Annotated in this window: 14 protein-coding genes and 1 pseudogene; 7 read left to right on the top strand and 8 right to left on the bottom strand. The window is 42.8% G+C overall.

Annotated features, from left to right (window positions below; all coding sequences use genetic code 11):
• Positions 1-39: 39 nt before the first annotated feature.
• The 4 genes and pseudogenes from ACLL8Z_RS03025 to ACLL8Z_RS03010 all read left to right on the top strand — a co-directional run.
• The gene (locus ACLL8Z_RS03025) at positions 40-1,239 is read left to right on the top strand and encodes an AGE family epimerase/isomerase (protein WP_411273276.1); all 1,200 of its coding nucleotides are present in this window, start codon (positions 40-42) and stop codon (positions 1,237-1,239) included.
• A complete protein-coding gene (locus ACLL8Z_RS03020; RefSeq protein ID WP_411273275.1) occupies positions 1,240-2,490 on the top strand; it encodes a sugar MFS transporter in 1,251 nt (416 codons plus the stop codon).
• On the top strand, positions 2,487-4,193 hold the full coding sequence (locus ACLL8Z_RS03015; RefSeq protein WP_411273274.1) for an FAD-dependent oxidoreductase: 1,707 nt from the start codon (positions 2,487-2,489) through the stop codon (positions 4,191-4,193). Before ACLL8Z_RS03020 ends, ACLL8Z_RS03015 begins: the two co-directional genes overlap by 4 nt.
• Before the next feature lie 416 nt (positions 4,194-4,609).
• Positions 4,610-4,990: pseudogene (locus ACLL8Z_RS03010) on the top strand (response regulator); the annotation flags it as partial.
• A 155-nt stretch (positions 4,991-5,145) separates the two neighbouring features.
• Here ACLL8Z_RS03010 and ACLL8Z_RS03005 read toward each other — a convergent pair.
• The 8 genes from ACLL8Z_RS03005 to ACLL8Z_RS02970 all read right to left on the bottom strand — a co-directional run bounded on the left by ACLL8Z_RS03005 (position 5,146) and on the right by ACLL8Z_RS02970 (position 14,101).
• Complete coding sequence (locus ACLL8Z_RS03005) at positions 5,146-6,831, bottom strand: PLP-dependent transferase (protein WP_411273273.1); 1,686 nt, start codon at positions 6,829-6,831, stop codon at positions 5,146-5,148.
• A 159-nt stretch (positions 6,832-6,990) separates the two neighbouring features.
• Positions 6,991-7,455: a GNAT family N-acetyltransferase gene (locus tag ACLL8Z_RS03000; protein WP_411273272.1), complete on the bottom strand. Its 465-nt coding sequence runs from the start codon at positions 7,453-7,455 to the stop codon at positions 6,991-6,993.
• A gap of 35 nt (positions 7,456-7,490) precedes the next feature.
• Entirely contained in the window at positions 7,491-9,686 is a 2,196-nt protein-coding gene (locus tag ACLL8Z_RS02995; protein ID WP_411273271.1) for a phosphocholine-specific phospholipase C, read from the bottom strand.
• Positions 9,687-9,790: 104 nt separating this feature from the next.
• On the bottom strand, positions 9,791-10,036 hold the full coding sequence (locus ACLL8Z_RS02990) for a hypothetical protein (protein WP_411273270.1): 246 nt from the start codon (positions 10,034-10,036) through the stop codon (positions 9,791-9,793).
• Between the two features lies 1 nt (position 10,037).
• Positions 10,038-10,394, bottom strand: a complete 357-nt coding sequence (locus tag ACLL8Z_RS02985; RefSeq protein ID WP_411273269.1) for a hypothetical protein — start codon at positions 10,392-10,394, stop codon at positions 10,038-10,040.
• Positions 10,395-10,398: 4 nt separating this feature from the next.
• Entirely contained in the window at positions 10,399-10,839 is a 441-nt protein-coding gene (locus ACLL8Z_RS02980) for a hypothetical protein (RefSeq protein WP_411273268.1), read from the bottom strand.
• A 107-nt stretch (positions 10,840-10,946) separates the two neighbouring features.
• Positions 10,947-12,533: a DUF1501 domain-containing protein gene (locus ACLL8Z_RS02975; protein ID WP_411273267.1), complete on the bottom strand. Its 1,587-nt coding sequence runs from the start codon at positions 12,531-12,533 to the stop codon at positions 10,947-10,949.
• Positions 12,530-14,101 carry a DUF1800 family protein gene (locus tag ACLL8Z_RS02970; RefSeq protein WP_411273266.1) on the bottom strand — a complete coding sequence of 524 codons (1,572 nt, stop codon included), beginning with the start codon at positions 14,099-14,101 and terminating at the stop codon, positions 12,530-12,532. The genes ACLL8Z_RS02975 and ACLL8Z_RS02970 overlap by 4 nt, the downstream gene beginning before the upstream one ends.
• A 260-nt stretch (positions 14,102-14,361) precedes the next feature.
• Here ACLL8Z_RS02970 and ACLL8Z_RS02965 point away from each other — a divergent pair, with 260 nt between their 5' ends.
• The 3 genes from ACLL8Z_RS02965 to ACLL8Z_RS02955 all read left to right on the top strand — a co-directional run bounded on the left by ACLL8Z_RS02965 (position 14,362) and on the right by ACLL8Z_RS02955 (position 17,424).
• Complete coding sequence (locus ACLL8Z_RS02965) at positions 14,362-14,820, top strand: (2Fe-2S)-binding protein (RefSeq protein WP_411273265.1); 459 nt, start codon at positions 14,362-14,364, stop codon at positions 14,818-14,820.
• Positions 14,821-14,824: 4 nt separating this feature from the next.
• Entirely contained in the window at positions 14,825-16,966 is a 2,142-nt protein-coding gene (locus ACLL8Z_RS02960; protein ID WP_411273264.1) for a molybdopterin cofactor-binding domain-containing protein, read from the top strand.
• A 191-nt stretch (positions 16,967-17,157) separates the two neighbouring features.
• The gene (locus ACLL8Z_RS02955) at positions 17,158-17,424 is read left to right on the top strand and encodes a zf-TFIIB domain-containing protein (protein ID WP_411273263.1); all 267 of its coding nucleotides are present in this window, start codon (positions 17,158-17,160) and stop codon (positions 17,422-17,424) included.
• Positions 17,425-17,542 lie beyond the last annotated feature (118 nt).

Here is a 17,542-nt window from a genome sequence, read left to right as displayed (position 1 = left end):
ATTGCGAACTACCTGATGCCTTTTCACTTTTAGATTGATATGAATTATACTCTACTAGCCAATCAATACCGCGATAACCTCCTTAACGATGTAATACCTTTTTGGCTAAAAAACTCAGCTGACCCGGAAAACGGGGGCTTCCTGACTTGTCTCGACAGGGAAGGGAAGGTATTCGATACGGATAAGTTCGTCTGGCTGCAGTTTCGGGAGATATGGTGCTTCAGCATGCTTTATAACAAGGTTGAGCAAAAACAGGAATGGCTTGATTTTGCGGTTCAAGGTGCAGAATTCATGAAAAAGCATGGAAGTGATGCTGAAGGGAACTTCTATTTTTCAATGACCCGGCAAGGTGAGCCTCTTATTCAACCTTATAATATTTTCTCGGATTGCTTTGCAGCAATGGCCTTTGCACAGCTTTTTAAGGCGACCGGCAATCAGGAATATGGCGATCTTGCAGTAAGGACTTTTAATAACATTTTAAGCAAGCGGGACAACCCTAAAGGTAAATGGCTCAAATCTTATCCGGGCACCAGGGAACTTCAGGGCTTTTCGCTGCCTATGATCTTATGCAACCTGGTACTGGAACTCGGAGATTTATTGGATAACGATCTTACAGAATCAACGATTGATCATGGATTAAATCAGGTGATGGAGGTATTCTATCAGAAAGATCTCGGTATAATACTTGAAAATGTAAGACTGGATGGTTCGTTCTCAGATACCTTCGATGGACGACTCGTGAATCCCGGCCACGGATTGGAGTCTATGTGGTTTGTTATGGATATCGCCGAACGCAGAAGTGATCCAGGCTTGATCCGCAGAGCTGTAGATATCACAATTAATATACTTGAGTATGGCTGGGACAAGGAATTTGGAGGGATATTGTATTTCATGGACGTGAAAGGTAAGCCCCCCCAGCAATTGGAATGGGACCAAAAACTATGGTGGGTTCATATGGAAACACTGATTAGTCTATTGAAAGGATATTACCACACTCATGATCAACGCTGCTGGGATTGGTTTGAAAAAGTGCATAAGTACACCTGGGAGCATTTTCCTGATCCGGAGCATGGGGAATGGTTTGGCTATTTAAACCGCCGCGGGGAGGTACTATTGCCACTAAAAGGTGGGAAATGGAAAGGATGTTTTCATGTGCCGCGGGGACTTTACCAGTGCTGGAAGACGTTAGAACGAATTGCAGAAAAGAATCAAGAACCAAGAACCAAGAACCAAGAATAAATGGCCGTCATCCCAATTTCAAGTACCACTGTCACGAAGAACCACGAACACGGTACCCCGAATTACCTGCCAGCACTTATTTCATTGGGCGTATTATATTTCATGAACGGCTTCATTACCTGCCTGAATGACACCTTGGTGCCCTTTTTTAAAGAGGGTTTTACTTTAAGCTATGCGGACTCTTCATTAGTTCAGTTTTATTTTTTTCTAACCTATGGACTGATGAGTTTTCCTGCCGGAATAATTGTCGAGAAGATTGGTTATAAGAATGGTATGGTGCTAGGTTTTGCTATCGCAGCTATTGGGGCGCTGTTATTTTATCCTGCAGCTGATATGCATCTGTACTATTTATTCCTTTGTGCGCTTTTTGTGCTGGCCATTGGCATTGTGGTATTGCAGGTAGCTTCAAACCCTTACATTACAGCATTGGGGCCCGCTCGCACGGCATCATCACGCCTTACTCTGATTCAAGCAGTTGGCTCGATCGGCACTACATCGGCCCCTTATTTTGGTGCATATTTTATTCTTTCGAAACTTGAAGAGTCTGGTACTTCAAGCGATGCAGTTAAATATCCTTATCTGGGCATCGCTGCAATGTTGATTGTAATTGCATTAGTGGTTTTCAATCTCAAATTGCCGAAAGTTAGTACTACGGCTAATACCTTCCAGTCAACAGAAGCTGAAAGACATAGCATGTTTTCGTTCCGCAATCTGAACTTCGGCGCATGGGCCATTTTCGCCTATGTCGGAGCGGAAGTCTCGATAGGTACCTTTCTTACGAATTATATTTCAGATACTTTAACCTTGCCAATCGACACGGCCAACACATATGTCACATATTATTGGGGCAGTATGTTGGTAGGCAGGCTTTTTGGATCTTACATTCTGCAGCGGATAAAACCATCACTGGTGTTGACAGTGTGCGCGGCAGGAGCAGTTCTGCTCGTGGCAATTTCTATTAGTACAGCCGGTACAACAGCGGTATGGTCGATGATAGGTGTTGGACTCTTCAATTCTGTAATGTTTGCAATCATTTTTTCTCTTTCGGTAGAGGGCTTAGGTAAATACACTACAAAAGCTTCAGGTATATTGTCAACAGCAATAGCAGGGGGTGCAATTGTTTCTTTCTCTCAAGGCTATCTGAAAGATCATTACTCCTGGGCCATTGCTTTTATGCTACCATTAGTTTGTTACGTTTATATTATGTTCTTCGGGATTAACGGCTACAAACCTAAATTGAAATTGACATGAGAAGAAGAAATTTCATTGCCTTAACAACAATAGGAGCTACCGGCATGGCAGCTTTTGGGATTCCAGCTACAGGCCAGATTTCATCCGCCAGTCAGTTTAGCTTGAGTTCTGAGTTGAAGGCAGACGTTGTAATTGCCGGCGGCGGAGTAGGAGGATGTGCCGCAGCCCTTTCTGCTCTCCGTAACGGGCTCTCAGTTATTATGACCGAGGAAACAGATTGGATAGGGGGGCAACTTACTTCGCAGGGTGTTCCTCCAGACGAACATATTTGGATTGAGACGCACGGTGCCCCGGCGTCATACCGTAAGTATAGAAGTGCTGTAAGAAACTATTATAAAGCATATTACCCAGTCACACCTCAAGCAAAATCCAAGGCAAACCTTAACCCCGGCAACGCGGCTGTTTCTGAACTTTGTCATGAGCCCAGAGTTTCGCTTGCAGTTTTGAATGAAATGCTAGCTCCTTTTATCAGTTCGGGCAGACTGATCCTGATGACAGAGCACAAGGTTAGGACGGCCGACTATTCCGGTAACAAGGTGAGTGCTCTGAAAGTTTTCAGCTTACAATCGGGTAAAGAGACAGTGCTTACAGCTCCTTACTTCGTTGATGCAACTGAAATGGGTGACTTGCTTCCCCTAACAGGGACAGAATTTGTTACCGGAACTGAGTCACGTAAGGAAACCCGCGAGCTGCATGCGCCAGAAAAAGCAGATCCCGATAATCATCAGGCCTTCACCATGTGTTTTGCCATGGATTACTTTCCGGGAACAAATAATGTTCGCGACAAGCCTTATGAATATGATTTCTGGAAAAATCTTGTTCCTGAAATGACCCCTGCCTGGCCGGGAAAATTGCTCGATCTTAGCTATTCGAATCCTAAAACTCTTGAGAAAAAACCGCTCGGGTTTAATCCCGATGGCAGCTCAACCAACCCATACCTCAACCTTTGGAACTACAGACGCATTCTGGCAAAAAATAATTTCGCACCCGGAGCATATGTTGGCGATATTTCAACCGTTAACTGGCCGCAAAACGATTATACCCTCGGCAACCTTGTCGGGGTTACGCAAAAGGAATTTGACCAACATGTTAATCGCGCAAAACAATTAAGCCTTTCGCTTTTTTACTGGCTTCAAACAGAAGCGCCGAGGCCAGATGGAAAGCAGGGCTGGCCGGGCTTAAGACTCAGAAACGACATCATGGGAACGGAAGATGGCCTTGCGAAATACCCCTATATACGCGAGTCGAGACGTATAAAAGCTCTGTTCACTGTATTGGAAGAACATGTGGGCCAGGCCAACCGTGTTCAGGTTGCAGGCGCTGAAGCTGGAAAGAAAGCCGCGACTTTTTATGACAGCGTAGGAGTTGGATACTATCATATTGATTTGCATCCCAGCAGCCGCAATCAAAATTATATTGACTTTGCTTCATTGCCTTTTCAAATCCCTTTGGGCGCATTATTACCAAATCGCATGGAGAACCTTTTGCCAGCCTGCAAGAATATAGGGACAACGCACATTACAAACGGCTGTTACAGACTTCATCCGGTTGAGTGGAGCATTGGTGAGACTGTGGGATTACTAGTCGCCTACGGGCTTAAAAACGGTCTGGTTCCATATCAAATAAGGGAGGGAAAGGAATTGCTAGCGAAATTTCAGGAGTTCATCCGATCTCAGGGCGTTGAAACACAATGGAAAGGTTGAGAATTTGTTGCAGTTAGTGAACAAAAAAGTAGTTTCACTAACTAATATTAGTTAAATAGAATAATTATATAAAATTCATAATAATCTCATTATATATTATTTATATAAGTTTATAATAAGATAGAAATTGGTACTGTGCCAATGTGTCACGTTCGAAAATTACATTTGCAATCCGATCTCAATATCCAGTTAATTTCTTCTCACCATACGCCATCCTTATACCCGGGATACTAGAGATAAATTATTAATCGCTGGTTTAATTTCTTATATTTAGAGATCTAATATACCAGAACTCTTAGTGTCTTAAGGTTATATTCGACTTCACTAGTCGAGAATGTCGTTGATTTTAGCTGAGGTGTCGAATACAATATTGAAGGAGAATTCAGACCCCTTACCTACTGTAAGTTGAAGACAATCCTATTAATAGCCTTCTTATCAAAAAGATATTCTTTAACTGGGATAATCAGCCAGAATTTGCTTCTAATGGTTATGAAGCCTTGGCAAAACTGGAAGCGGGGGTTTTCGATGTAATTCTTATGGATATTCACATGCCCTTGTTAGATGGTTACGCGACTACAAAACATATAAGAAATTTGTCGGATATTTCGAAGTCAGCAATTCCAATTATAGCATTAACAGCTTCTGTGTCAAATGACCTCTTTTCGAAAATCCGGGAGGCTGGTATGAATGATTACATCAGTAAACCATTTAACTCAGACGATTTGTACAGGAAGCTGAAAAATATAAAAGTCACCTCTCCAAAGCCATTGGCGGAAGGCACCTACCAGAACGAATGATATTACCCTCGCTTATTATCGGATTTAAATTTTGGAGGCGATTACTACAACAAAAAATACGAAGCTTGAAAAGCTAACTACTAACAACTAAATAATAACATAAAAGCACGAAGTTTAAATCTACTCCGTGCTTTTATGAACTTATAAATTGTCTTTTAACTTGAAAGCGGAGGACCGACCGGTACGGTAATCTTTTGCTTTGTTGTTGGATAGATGAATTTCTTGGCAGTAAATGTTGAAGTTAGGTATTCACCATGGTGAATTTTACCACTCATGTCATTGCCATTAACCGTTCCAGAGAAAGTGAATGGAACATTATCGGCCATCATCCTCGAAGCGCTTTGGAATTTAATCTCGTTCCCTTCGATAGTACCCACTAATTCATTGGTAGTGAAAGTTCCCTGATGCGATCCCTTCATAAAATTACCATCCTGAGCTTCAATAATAAATTTATGCGCACTTTTTTCATTGAAGTAATCAACGGTCACATCCCAACGCCCTTTCAGATCCGCTGATGGTGCCGCCATTGTATCTGTAAGTGGCGGGCGTTTCATATTTAAAGCAGCAAAAATACGGTCTCCAACAATTTTATCATCACCTGGTTGCATCATCCAGGCAGCTAATGATATATAGGTTGTCGGGCTTGCTGTTGAAGTGGCAGTGGTTGCACCGCCGCCGCCAGCACCATTGCCTGCACTCATTGCAATGCGTGGCTTGGTGGTAGATAAATAAGTGGAAATATCCGGACCTGTAGCATTGAACTTATTAGGATCCCATGAAATAGTAAGGTTAGGTGTTCTGTTATCAAGGCCCAGCGGTTGTCGAATGTCAGCCGTAATTCCTGGAATTGCAGAAACGCGTTTTGCTATGTTTTCAAGGTAACTTGTCCACAAAAGTTCTTCTTTAGGATGGTCACGTTTTGTCCAGGCTTCTACGGCCGCTAACATACCGATCTGTTCTTCTTTACCTACTTTATTGTCTCGGGCAGGACCGTGATGTGGTGCACTTGCCTGCCAGGCAGCCATTAGTATTTTTTTATCACCTAGTAGTAAACCCGCGCTTTGAGGCCCGCGGATTGCTTTACCTCCGCTGTATGCTACAACTGTTGCACCATTGGCAAGGTGAACGTTGGGATTAAGAGTTAACGCCTCTGCCGCAGCATCTACAAGCACCGGTACGCCTTTGGCCTTTGCTGCCATTGAAACAGCTTTTACAGATAATGGACCTGTTTCATCCTTGTCGCCCGACATCATATAAACCATGGCTGTACGGGGGTTTATTGCGTCTTCCAGTTCTTTCTGGGTATTTACTGTAATGATTTTGACACCTACATTCCGTACGGCATGATCATATGTGTTTCGTGAGCCTCTCGGAATAATCACCTCGTTTTTGTCAATACCGGTAAGATCAGGAATACGAACAAGTTTTTCAGGATTACCGCCAGTTACTGCAGCGATGGTCACCAACTTCATACCACCCGCGCAACCAGATGAAACAACACCCCACTCTGCACCACTAAGCTCAGCAAGCCTTTGGCCTACGCCCATTGCGAGTTCATCTAGCTGAACGTAGTAATTGCTTGCAAACTGCATAGCCTCTTTTGCTTCAGGAATAATTGTCGAAGCTCCGATAATAGTAAATGTACCACGGCAGTTGATTACTGGCTCTACCCCGATTGATTGATAGACCTGAGCACCAGCTTTGAGCTCGACAGAAGATTCCCCACCCAGCATTCCAAGCAGGCCAGCACCTTCAGCAGCATTTGCAGACCTCGCGCTTCCAACTACTCCGCCTGCTAAAGGCAGTAGCGTTAGACCTTTAATAACGTCTCTACGTTTCATTTAATTTTAGTTTATTTAGTTATATGGAGATTAGTTTAGTTGGGATTTTCTCTTCCGGCTGATCGAGTTAACTAATTTATGGACTTAAGCAGTCAAAAAACCTTAAAGTAAGTAGAATTAATGTTACAAGTCTACATGAATTTATTATTTAGTGGGTTCCTATTCACAAATTCCTCCCAGTTCCTTTTCAAAACAAATGCTGTTTTCCACACCTGCATACTGGCCATAATTCTGCACGACTTTGTACCCGCTTTTAAAGTACAATGCTATCGCCTCGGGCTGCTTATTGCCAGTTTCTAAAATACATTTCTTATAAGATAATTCTGCTGACCATCGTTCAAGTTCACGAAGTACTGTGCTGGCAATTCCCTTTCCCCTGCTTGCAGGAGCAGTGTACATACGTTTAACTTCCATGCTATCTGATGTAAGTTTTTTGATCGAACCACAACCCACCGGCCTATTATCGTCGTAGGCAATAACAACATGATTTATCATGTCAACTTTATTGAACTGCGCATAAAATGCATGTTCTGAACCGTCTCTTATTGCCAAGTCTTCGTCGAGGTAAGTTATCAGTTCCCGGAAATCCTGGTTTGCTGAATTTGTACGAATAATTGTGATCATAATCTTTTTATTGAAGAGTCTGGATTATTTATGGCTTATATCTCACTAGCCATAGCGGGATCACTTATACTATGCTGACCAGTTTCAATTCTTCCCGCAAATCGGTTCATATAGGAACTTCCTGATTTTACAGAGAAATCGTACCAATTGCCGCTGCTTTTTAACGTCCACTCCATTTTTTTGTTTTTCCCTGGTTCAAGTTCAAATGCAGATGGCACTGTATGACCATACGCATTTGAAGTAAGACTAATCCCTATAGGAGTATTACCACGGTTATCTATTCTAGCTAAAATAGTACCTTTTCTGTAATTGTAACTTAAAAAAATGTCAGGTTCAGATACCAATATACTACCAGTAAACTTCTGGAAATACCCGTTAGGTCCGTATATTTCCAGATCATATGTACCATTATTTTCAGATAAGTTCCATTCATCAGAAACAGATTTATCCGCTTCTACCGTGTAACGCCTCGGAATCCGCTCGAGATGGGCAAGATCATAAACATGGTAAACGGCACCCACAGAACCTTTATTTTCAAATAACAAACGAACCTTATTTTCCTCTTTTAATTTAGTCAGGCTGGCTTGCAGCCTATAAGGAAGTGCTCTTGAAAAACGTGTACCTTTCTCCTGGTAAAGCGGCGTAGCAACACTTGGCGCCTCTGCATTTGGCAATAATTTTGAAACTGCATCAAGCGATGCATGGTCTACCGTAGAAGGCATCTTGGGGAAAATCGGATCATTTGGCCGGATAAAATCAAACGCAGATGTTAAATCGCTGCTCACAGCCCTGTGCCACGGACTAATGGCTGGTATAATTATCCCGAAACGTTTTTCTATAAACTGGCCTACGGAAGTATGGTCGGCTACCTGTGAATCTACCCAGCCTCCTTTACTCCAGGGAGAAATGATGTACATCGGTACACGCGGGCCCATTCCCCAGGGTCTTATATGACCTGAAATTGTGTCTCTTTTATCCTGGTAGATTCGAGTCTTTGCCCGTTCAGTAGGGTTTGGCGAGTCAGCGGTGAAGGGATTCGGAAATGCAGAAGTCCCCTTATCGTTATCGAAATACATACCAGCCAGATCGATTGTCGATTTTCCTGCCAGAGTATTATCTAAGTTATAGGATGGTACAGCCGGCGCCGGAATATGATCAAAAAGCCCGTCATTCTCATCGAAAGTTAGAAAGAAAGCAGTTTTACTCCATACTTCGGGATTGGCAGTAATTGCCGATAACACTTCATGAGTAAAATCTGCGCCCCTGTAAGGACTTGAAGGTGCCCCCGGATGTTCAGAATTCAACTGGGAAGGAAGTACCCAGCTTACTTGAGGAAGCGTATTATTCCTGACCTGATCCTCCAAATCTTTTATTGACCAGTGCCGCATGCCGTTCTCATAAATGGGGGACCCCGGCTTTGCACTTCTGAAACTCTCGAAAGCCAGACATCCATGCATTGCGCCAGTCCAGTTATTATTAGGATCCTGGTATATTCGCCAGCTTATTCCGGCCTTTTCGAGGACATCAGGAATTGTGGGCCACTGGAATGCATTGCCGCGATATGAGTAACCGGGATCGGGCATTTTTCCACGGATCCAGCATCTTACATTTACCGGCTCAGAGTCCTGATCTGTGCAATTAATTCCCCGTGCCCTTTTTTCAGGATCGAAATTAGACCCCGACCAAAATACTATGCGGTTTGGGTCTGTACCAGTTGCAACTGAACAATGGTAAGCATCGCTGATTGTAAAGGATTCTGCAAGAGCATATTGAAAAGGAATTTCCTCCCGGGTGTAGTAAGCCATCGAATTTGGCGTTTTAAACATCGGCCAGAATCCATATTTACCCTGATTCCATGCCGCCTGCATATCCTGGAAGTCATGAGGTGTTCCAGCTATCAAGGCTGCATTAGAAGTATTTTTATTCGCGTGGTAGGGTGGGATAATCCTTTCACCGTCTGATTGAAAGAATGCACGCTTGCCACCTTCTAATGGGATTGGAAAGCGGTCTCCGAAGCCTCTTACACCACGCATAGTACCGAAATAATGATCAAAAGATCGGTTTTCCTGCATCAGAATAACGATGTGTTCCACATCGCGGATAGATTGCGATGCATTATGTGCTTCAACTGCTAGGGCGTCCTGCAACCACGATGACCAAATAGCTGAAGCGGCTGCAGCGCCCGCTGATAGTTTGATGAATTTTCTTCTGTTAACTTTCGGCATCTTCATTTATCTATAACCTTTTTCATGGTATGAAATTTCATCCAGGTAATCATCCGTGAATTTAGGGCTTATTATTTTCTTTGGATATGGAATGTATTATGAAATTAGGCTTATTGTCCGGGCATAGGGGCTGAGCTTATCGCATTTAAGTCCCAAACAATTCTCCCTTTCCTGATGGTAAGTTCGACTTCGAGCTTTTGCTTCCCTCTGATGGCGATTCCATTTGAGTCCGAAAACTCAAAATCTCCGGTTCTCAGGTTGAATACTGCTATATCAGCTTCCGTCCCTTCACTCAGATTTCCTAGCTCCGTTCTTTTGATCACATTCGCTGGTTTCCAGGTAGATGCATTAATCACGTCAGGCAAAGTTGGTTTTAATATCGACAATTGCCTGTTTGTGTTCCAACATTCTGCCGTCGGGTCCAACTTCACGGTCATATCGATAAACATGGGTAAAAATATCACCGGGCCTGAGATGTTTCATGAAAAGTTCTTGTATCGGAAGGGGAGGATTAGCCTTTCCAAAATCAACCATAACCGGGATGTCAGCCAGGTTACCCGCTTCGACTGCTTTATCTGCCGGCACCCAGTCGTGCCCTATATAATGCGCAATTTTCACGCCTACAATAAAGCTTTTGTGCTTATTTGCAACACTTGCAGTAAGTTTAGCATCTATATCTGCCGTATTCTGCTCATAAGCTACGATGTCGTGCATGCCTTCATATATTAATAAATGACAAAACACGGGTTTGTGATACATCAATCACATTTTTATTGAAAATATCGAAATTCTTCCGGCCTGCACCTCCTGCATCAACTATTGTTGTAACACCAGAACGAAACGTAAAGCTATCCGACGGCAGTGCTTCCAGTCCATTGCTCAGGTAGTTGTCTGGTTCTGTCCCATGAAAAACATGGCCATGAATGTCGATTAAGCCTGGGGTAACGTATAATCCCATGACATTAACCGTTCTTTTAGCCGAACTAGTCGGGATATCCGATGCTACCTTGAAGATTTTCCCGGCAACGGGAGCTACATCCATTTTTAAATTGATGTTATTTTTCGGGTCGATCACGTGACCGCCCTTTAGAAGAAGATCAATTTCCTGTGCCTGGGAGCTTAAAATAGATGTCAGCAATAGATAGGCTATAACAAACATCTTTCTGTTAAATTTTTTGTAGCTGCTAATTTCCATAGGACTAAATTGTCATCTGATATAATTAGTGTAATTAGTATGAACCGGAATTGTAGAATTGGTTATCTAGTCTATCCGGCAACTATCATGGTACGAACTTGCTGCAAATCCTGGTTTTGCAATCTGGCGTAGTACAAGCCCGGGACATATCCCGGATTATCGAACATGACGGAGAACTCACCTGTTTGAGTGACCTTGTCCAATACAGTTCCCATCAGACGGCCCTGAATATCAAAAATTTGAATTGAAACATGGCCTCCTTTGGACTTGTAGATAATATTTGTGTAAGACTGAAATGGATTAGGATAATTTGATATTAACATTCTTTCGTTCTCAGCATTGAGATTGGCTATTGAGCTGGCACTACATCCAACTCTGCTGCTGAGGATAGGAAGGCTTTGAAAATTTTTCAACATGACAGTATCGAGCGTAGCTGTAGGAACGCAAAACCACTTTTCAAGAATCGACCCGTAAATGGAACGGAAATCGTATTGCATTGGAAGGTTGTCGTTGGCATTCACACTGCCCGGTATTATTGGATTCTTCCCGAGCACACCATTCTCTACATAATCACCAAATAAAAACAGCGGCGCTGCTGCACCATGATCAGTTCCACCGCTTGAATTTGACTGTATTCTTCTGCCAAACTCAGAGAAAGTCATCCCGATCACTCTTTTAGAGGCATTTTGGAGCTTCAGGTCGTCCATAAAGGCTTTGATCGCATCGCTTACTTTTAATAATAAATTGGCGTGTGCACCGGTTTCTGTTGCGCCAGTATTAACCTGCCCCGCGTGGGTATCAAAGCCACCTATGTTAACCATGTAAATTCGGGTTTTCAATCCTCCGGCAATCAGGCGTGATACAATTTTCAACTGATCCGCAAGTGAGTTTCCTGTGGGATAAGTTCCCTGAACCTTAACTTTGGCCGCCGCCGCCTTAATAACAGTTGCATACTGCTGTGTCTGCTGAGAAACCTGCCGAACGTATGTTAGCTCTTTCCCCGCATTGGTATTAGGAGCAGGATCCTGAATGCCGTTTATCAGGTTGTAAAAGTTAACGGGGTCGGAGATTGCCATTCCCATTCCGACAGAAGGCCCCTGAAAAGCAGGCGAAATGAATGATCCGATCTGTATGGCAAGTGGGTCTGGCATTGCAGTTGTTGGGTAACCAATTGGGTAACCTTTAAACTCCTGATCCAGGTACCGGCCTGTCCAGCCTGAATTGATCATCTGGTTTGAATCTGAAGCCGTGAGCCAGATATCTGTTGCCCTGAAATGGCTAAAACTCGGTTGAGGATATCCTACCGACTGGATAACATTTAATTTGCCCTCTTTATACAAAGTGCCAAGCCCCTGCATTGAAGGATGAAGTCCGGTATTATAATTACCAAGCTTTATGATTTTCTTTTCCGGTAAAATAATATTCGACCTGGCTTTAAAAAGATTAGAATACTGATCAAGAGGGATAACTGTGTTTAGCCCGTCATTTCCTCCGTTCATCTGAATAAGGACAAGGACATGGTCTGACTCTTCTCCGGCAGCAGTTAGAGCTGAGATTAATGGTGATGCTCCGAATGCTTTGAATGTCATTCCGTTAATTAGCGAGGGTAATACAACCCCCGCCGGAATAGCCTTTGCCAGAAAATCTCTCCTCTTCATGATAGCTGATATTCTGCAAGGTTCATCATGTACTTGAACATGCCTACCAAACGTGTGTTAACTATATTTTTCTTAGATACATTACCCGGATCATTTTTATGCTCAGTCCAGGCAATTGTCCAATAATAATCCATTGCCTGATTACTTAAAAGGATACTCTTTAAAAAAGTCTTAGTAGCAGGCGATACATCAATCCTGTACAATTGCTCCAGGGCCTCATTTATCAACGCGTTGGGATCTGCAGGGTTGGCAAATTTTGATGTGTATGCTATCGGGTCGATTACTATTTTTTGATTATTTCGTGTGTAACCAGTTGAAATGAAACGATCTGAAAAAACATTTCTTTTTAATATGGTATCTGAATTAATCCATAGTTCGTAAAATTGAGGTTCCTGATAATAAGCGGGCCAGCCAGAAACATCAGGGGGATCTCCCACATCCTGTTGGAAAGTCGCGATCTGATTTTTCAAATAAGCCCACATATAATATTGATTGATATAATCTCCTTTAATTGGGAAGGTGATTTCGAATTCCCGGCATAAACCCACCGTGAAGTCTAGTGGACTCTTGATCATGCATCCCCTATTCTGTGTCAAAAAGAAATGTTCACTGCTAAACATCGCTTGCAGAACCGGTTTGATCTCATAGTTGCTTTGCCTGAAAAGTTCGGCAAGAGGTGCGATAAACGAACCTTCGATGGCTGGGGTTATGTCGTAATAAATAAAAAACCTGTATAACCGGCGGCAGATATATAAGCTTACTTCATTTTGAAGGAATATCATATTAAGCATGTCGTCCAGCTCTTTTGAGCCGTTGACCCCGGTCTGGCCTTTGATAATGGTGTTGTTGTAGAAAGACGAAAATTGCTTATCAGTAGTATCGTGCCTTGTGGCATCAAAAGTTGATGTAATAGCATTGGCGTCAACCCTATATCCGGTCAATACTTTCGCAGCAGCCTTCACGTCTGGTTCTGTATATCCGGACCCTGGTCCCTTTCCAAGGGTAAAAAGTTCCTGTAGTTCCCTCGCATAGTTTTCATCGGGAGCCGTTTTTGTGTTTAGATATCCATTCAGATATCTGAGCATCCCCGGGTCCAGGCTGATTAATTTAACTAATTGTCTGAAGTTGCCGTAACAATAAGTCCTGAACAAAGCGTTGGTTTTGTAAGAATATCTGGCATCCCCAACAGTTGCTGTCTCCGTTGCAAAGTGATTATGCCAGAAAAGAACCATTTTTTCACGCAGAGTGGGCGCTTGTTCAAGCATCATCCCTGTCCACCAGGATGTAAATGAACCTGTACGTCTTGAATTTATAGTTCCGTCGCCATATGGAGCGTTTACCCATGGTAGGCCGTTCGGCACATTTGGGTCGGTGATGGTGGCATCGTTGTAGTTATTAACCGGAGGAGTTACTGCCATCTCATTTCCCAGCAAGCTATTGACTACTTCATTTAGTGCTTTCCCGGAATAAATAGTGAGGTCTAATTTCTTAACACCAAATAGCGTCCGCTTGAGTAAATGAATAAGCTCGGGTCTCCCAAACGTACCGGTGAAAGCTTTTACAGGCATATTAATTTGTTACTCAATTCCACTTTTAGAAGAAATGCAGCTTCCGGTTGATTCATAGGTGTCCAGAATATTTTTTGTTCTATAAATATATAGTAAATATATTTATAAATTGATAGAACCGTTTTGGTTTTAGAGGTAATTGAAAGCAATATAGAGCATCGCAAACGAAATTATTTGAGAAGTTCAACGATTTTGAACTATTTATGTTACAAATAGATATTAAAAAATTTAATTATTTTAGTTCGATCAAAAGCAAACTTATGGCCACTTACAAACTTAAAATCAATGGCAAAACACTCCAGGCTGATGTTGAACCAGATACTCCACTCTTATGGGTACTTCGCGATAATTTTAGATTGGTTGGTACAAAATACGGCTGTGGCATCGCGCAATGTGGTGCATGTATGGTACATATTAATGGCTCCGCTGTCCCTTCATGCGTGTTTCCGGTATCCGCAGTAGGGAATTCCCCGGTCCTTACTATTGAAGGGTTGTCTGAAAAAGGAGATCACCCTTTACAATTAGCGTGGGATGAAATTGACGTTGCTCAATGTGGGTATTGTCAGGCGGGTCAAATAATGTCAGCTGCAGCTTTGCTTAAGAAAAATCCGAAGCCCACGGACGAAGAAATTGCTAATACTATGCATACCAATATTTGTCGCTGTGGAGCCTACCACCGCATCCGGGAGGCTGTCAAACTAGCAAGTACTAAAGCTTGAGCATATGGAAAATATAACTAAAAACAGCAGGCGTGATTTTTTAAAAATGACCGCTATCACTAGTGGTGGACTGGTGCTGGGATTTAACTGGTTGAATGTTGATGCTGCCCCCGTTATCGTTTCGGATTCAGCAATCGCAGCTGGAAATATTGGATTTAATAGCTACTTGTCTATAGCTTCTGATGGCATTGTGACAATTATGTCCCCTAATCCGGAACTTGGCCAAAATATTCTAACCTCTTTTCCAATGATTGTAGCTGAAGAACTTGAAGCCGACTGGACCAAAGTGAAAGTTTTACAAGCTAATCTGGACAATAAATTTGATCGTCAGCTTACCGGCGGTAGTGGAGCAGTTCCGCACTCCTGGAAACTATTACGGACGGCCGGAGCAACAGCGAAAGCAATGCTTATTCAGGCTGCAGCGCAGAAATGGGGAGTACCTACAGCAGAATGTACTGCTTCAGTAGGTTTTGTAAGTCATGGTAGTTCAGGTAAAAAGTTGGGATATGGTGATCTTGCTGAGGCTGCGTCTAAAATCGCTGTACCTACGGACGTAAAATTAAAAGACAGAAAAGATTTTAAGCTTATTGGAACCCGTGTTAGAAACGTTGCGAACAAAGATATTGTTACCGGGAAACCTCTTTTTGGTCTTGATTTCTATCGTGATGGTATGCTTTTCGCAATGATACAAAGGCCTGAATCTTTCGGAATGAAAGTAAAGTCGGTAGACTCGGCGGCCGCCAGGGCAATGCCAGGAATTGTTGATGTTGTGAGCTTTAAAAATTATGTAGCTGTAGTTGGTAAGTCGACATGGCAGGTTTTAAAAGCCAGAAAACTTCTCAAGATAGAATACGAAAAGGAAGGTGCGATTGAAAATACAGATGATCATAATAAATTATTTTTATCCCTGATGGATTCTGGTGCTGCCACTGTTCGCCGTAAGGATGGAGATGTCGACACTGCCTTCAAAAATGCTGCAAAAGTTGTAAAGGGAGATTACCAATGTCCTTTCCTTTCTCACAGCCCGATGGAACCTATGAACTTCTTCGCTGATGTTAAACCAGATGGCATCGAATTGGTTGGACCGACTCAGACTCCTGCCAGGGCCCGTACCCAGGTTTCGCAGCTTCTTAAAGTTCCTGAAGAAAAAATTACCCTTCAACTTACCCGTCTTGGAGGCGGCTTCGGCAGACGGCTGCAAAACGATTACGTAGTCGAAGCTGCGGAGTTGTCGAGCATAATGAAAGCACCTATTAAATTGATATGGACTAAAGAAGACGATATGACTGGAGGCGTTTATCGCCCAGCTGTTCGTTATCGTTTTGAAGCTGCATTAGATGCTGCCGGTAATATGATCGGTTATAAATTAAGAGGTGTCGGAATCAATGCAGGAAACTCAACCAGGGAGCATAACTTCCCTTCTGGTGCTGTTGATAACGTATTAATAGATTCCGTAGAGCATAAATCGCCAATTACAACCGGAGCATGGCGTGCCCCTATCACTAACTTCCTTGCTTACGCAGAACAGTCTTTCCTTGATGAAGTGGCCCAAGCGGCAGGTAAAGATCCTGTGGCTTTTAGACTTGAGCTTCTTGAAAAAGCGAAAGCGAAACCTGTTGGCGAAATGCGCTACGATATTAATCGGATGATTGGCGTAATCAAACTTGCCGCTGAAAAGTCGGCCTGGGGTAAGAACAAAAATGTTTCACAGGGTTTCAGCGTCTATTTCTCGCATGCTTCTTATGTGGCGCAGGTTGCCGACGTTGTGATGCAAGGTGGAATTCCGGTAGTTAAGAAGATATATGCAGTTGCAGACTGTGGTCAGGTAGTTAATTATGGTGGCGCCCGCCAGCAGGTAATGGGTGGGGTCGTGGACGGACTTGGGCACGCTATGTACAGCAAACTCAGCTTTAAAGACGGTGCCGCAGAACAAAAAAATTATAATACCTACCGTCTGATTAGAATGAAAGAGATTCCGGAAATTGAAACCTATTTCGTTGACAATGGAATAGATCCAACGGGACTGGGCGAGCCCGCCCTTCCTCCAACCGGCGGAGCAGTAGCAAACGCTATCTTCAAGGCGACAGGTAAACGATTAAGAAGTCAGCCGTTTACAGATGAGGATGTATTTAAAGCGATAAGTTAACCGTAATAACAAATTACGAATACTTCGATTAAAGGAAACCGGCTTTGTGAAAGGCTGGTTTCTTTAATGAACATAGGGCGTATTCGAACTGGCAACCCATTTCTACTATGGCCTTAGTACATCCAATACCGGAAAATCTTAAAAATTTCTAACATAATGTTTAGCTTTAAGCCAAATAATAAGTTCTATATATGAAGTGTCCAAACTGCCAAACAACATTGCTGATTGCCGATAAAAAAGGAATAGAAATAGATTATTGCCCTGACTGCCGGGGTATCTGGCTTGACCGGGGGGAATTAGAAAAGATAACTGAGAGATCTGCTGAACATTATTCTAAACGTGAGAATTACGAAGCTGATGTCAAAAAGTATGAATACAATAAGCAAGACGACGATCATAACCGTGCTCATCCCCATAAAAAGAAGAAGTCGTTTTTAGATGATATGTTTGACTTTTAGGGATTTTGCTTGTTAGCCTTATTACTTAATGGTAAACTGCCGGTGATAAAATTTATATTTACCCGCGGGCTTATCTTTTAACAAATCACGATCGAATAGGCGGTTTAGATTGTTTCCG

This window comes from Daejeonella sp., from assembly GCF_046590655.1.
Lineage (GTDB): Bacteria > Bacteroidota > Bacteroidia > Sphingobacteriales > Sphingobacteriaceae > Daejeonella.
Note: the sequence above shows the minus strand (reverse complement) of the source record. Positions and strands in the feature narration are given on the sequence as shown.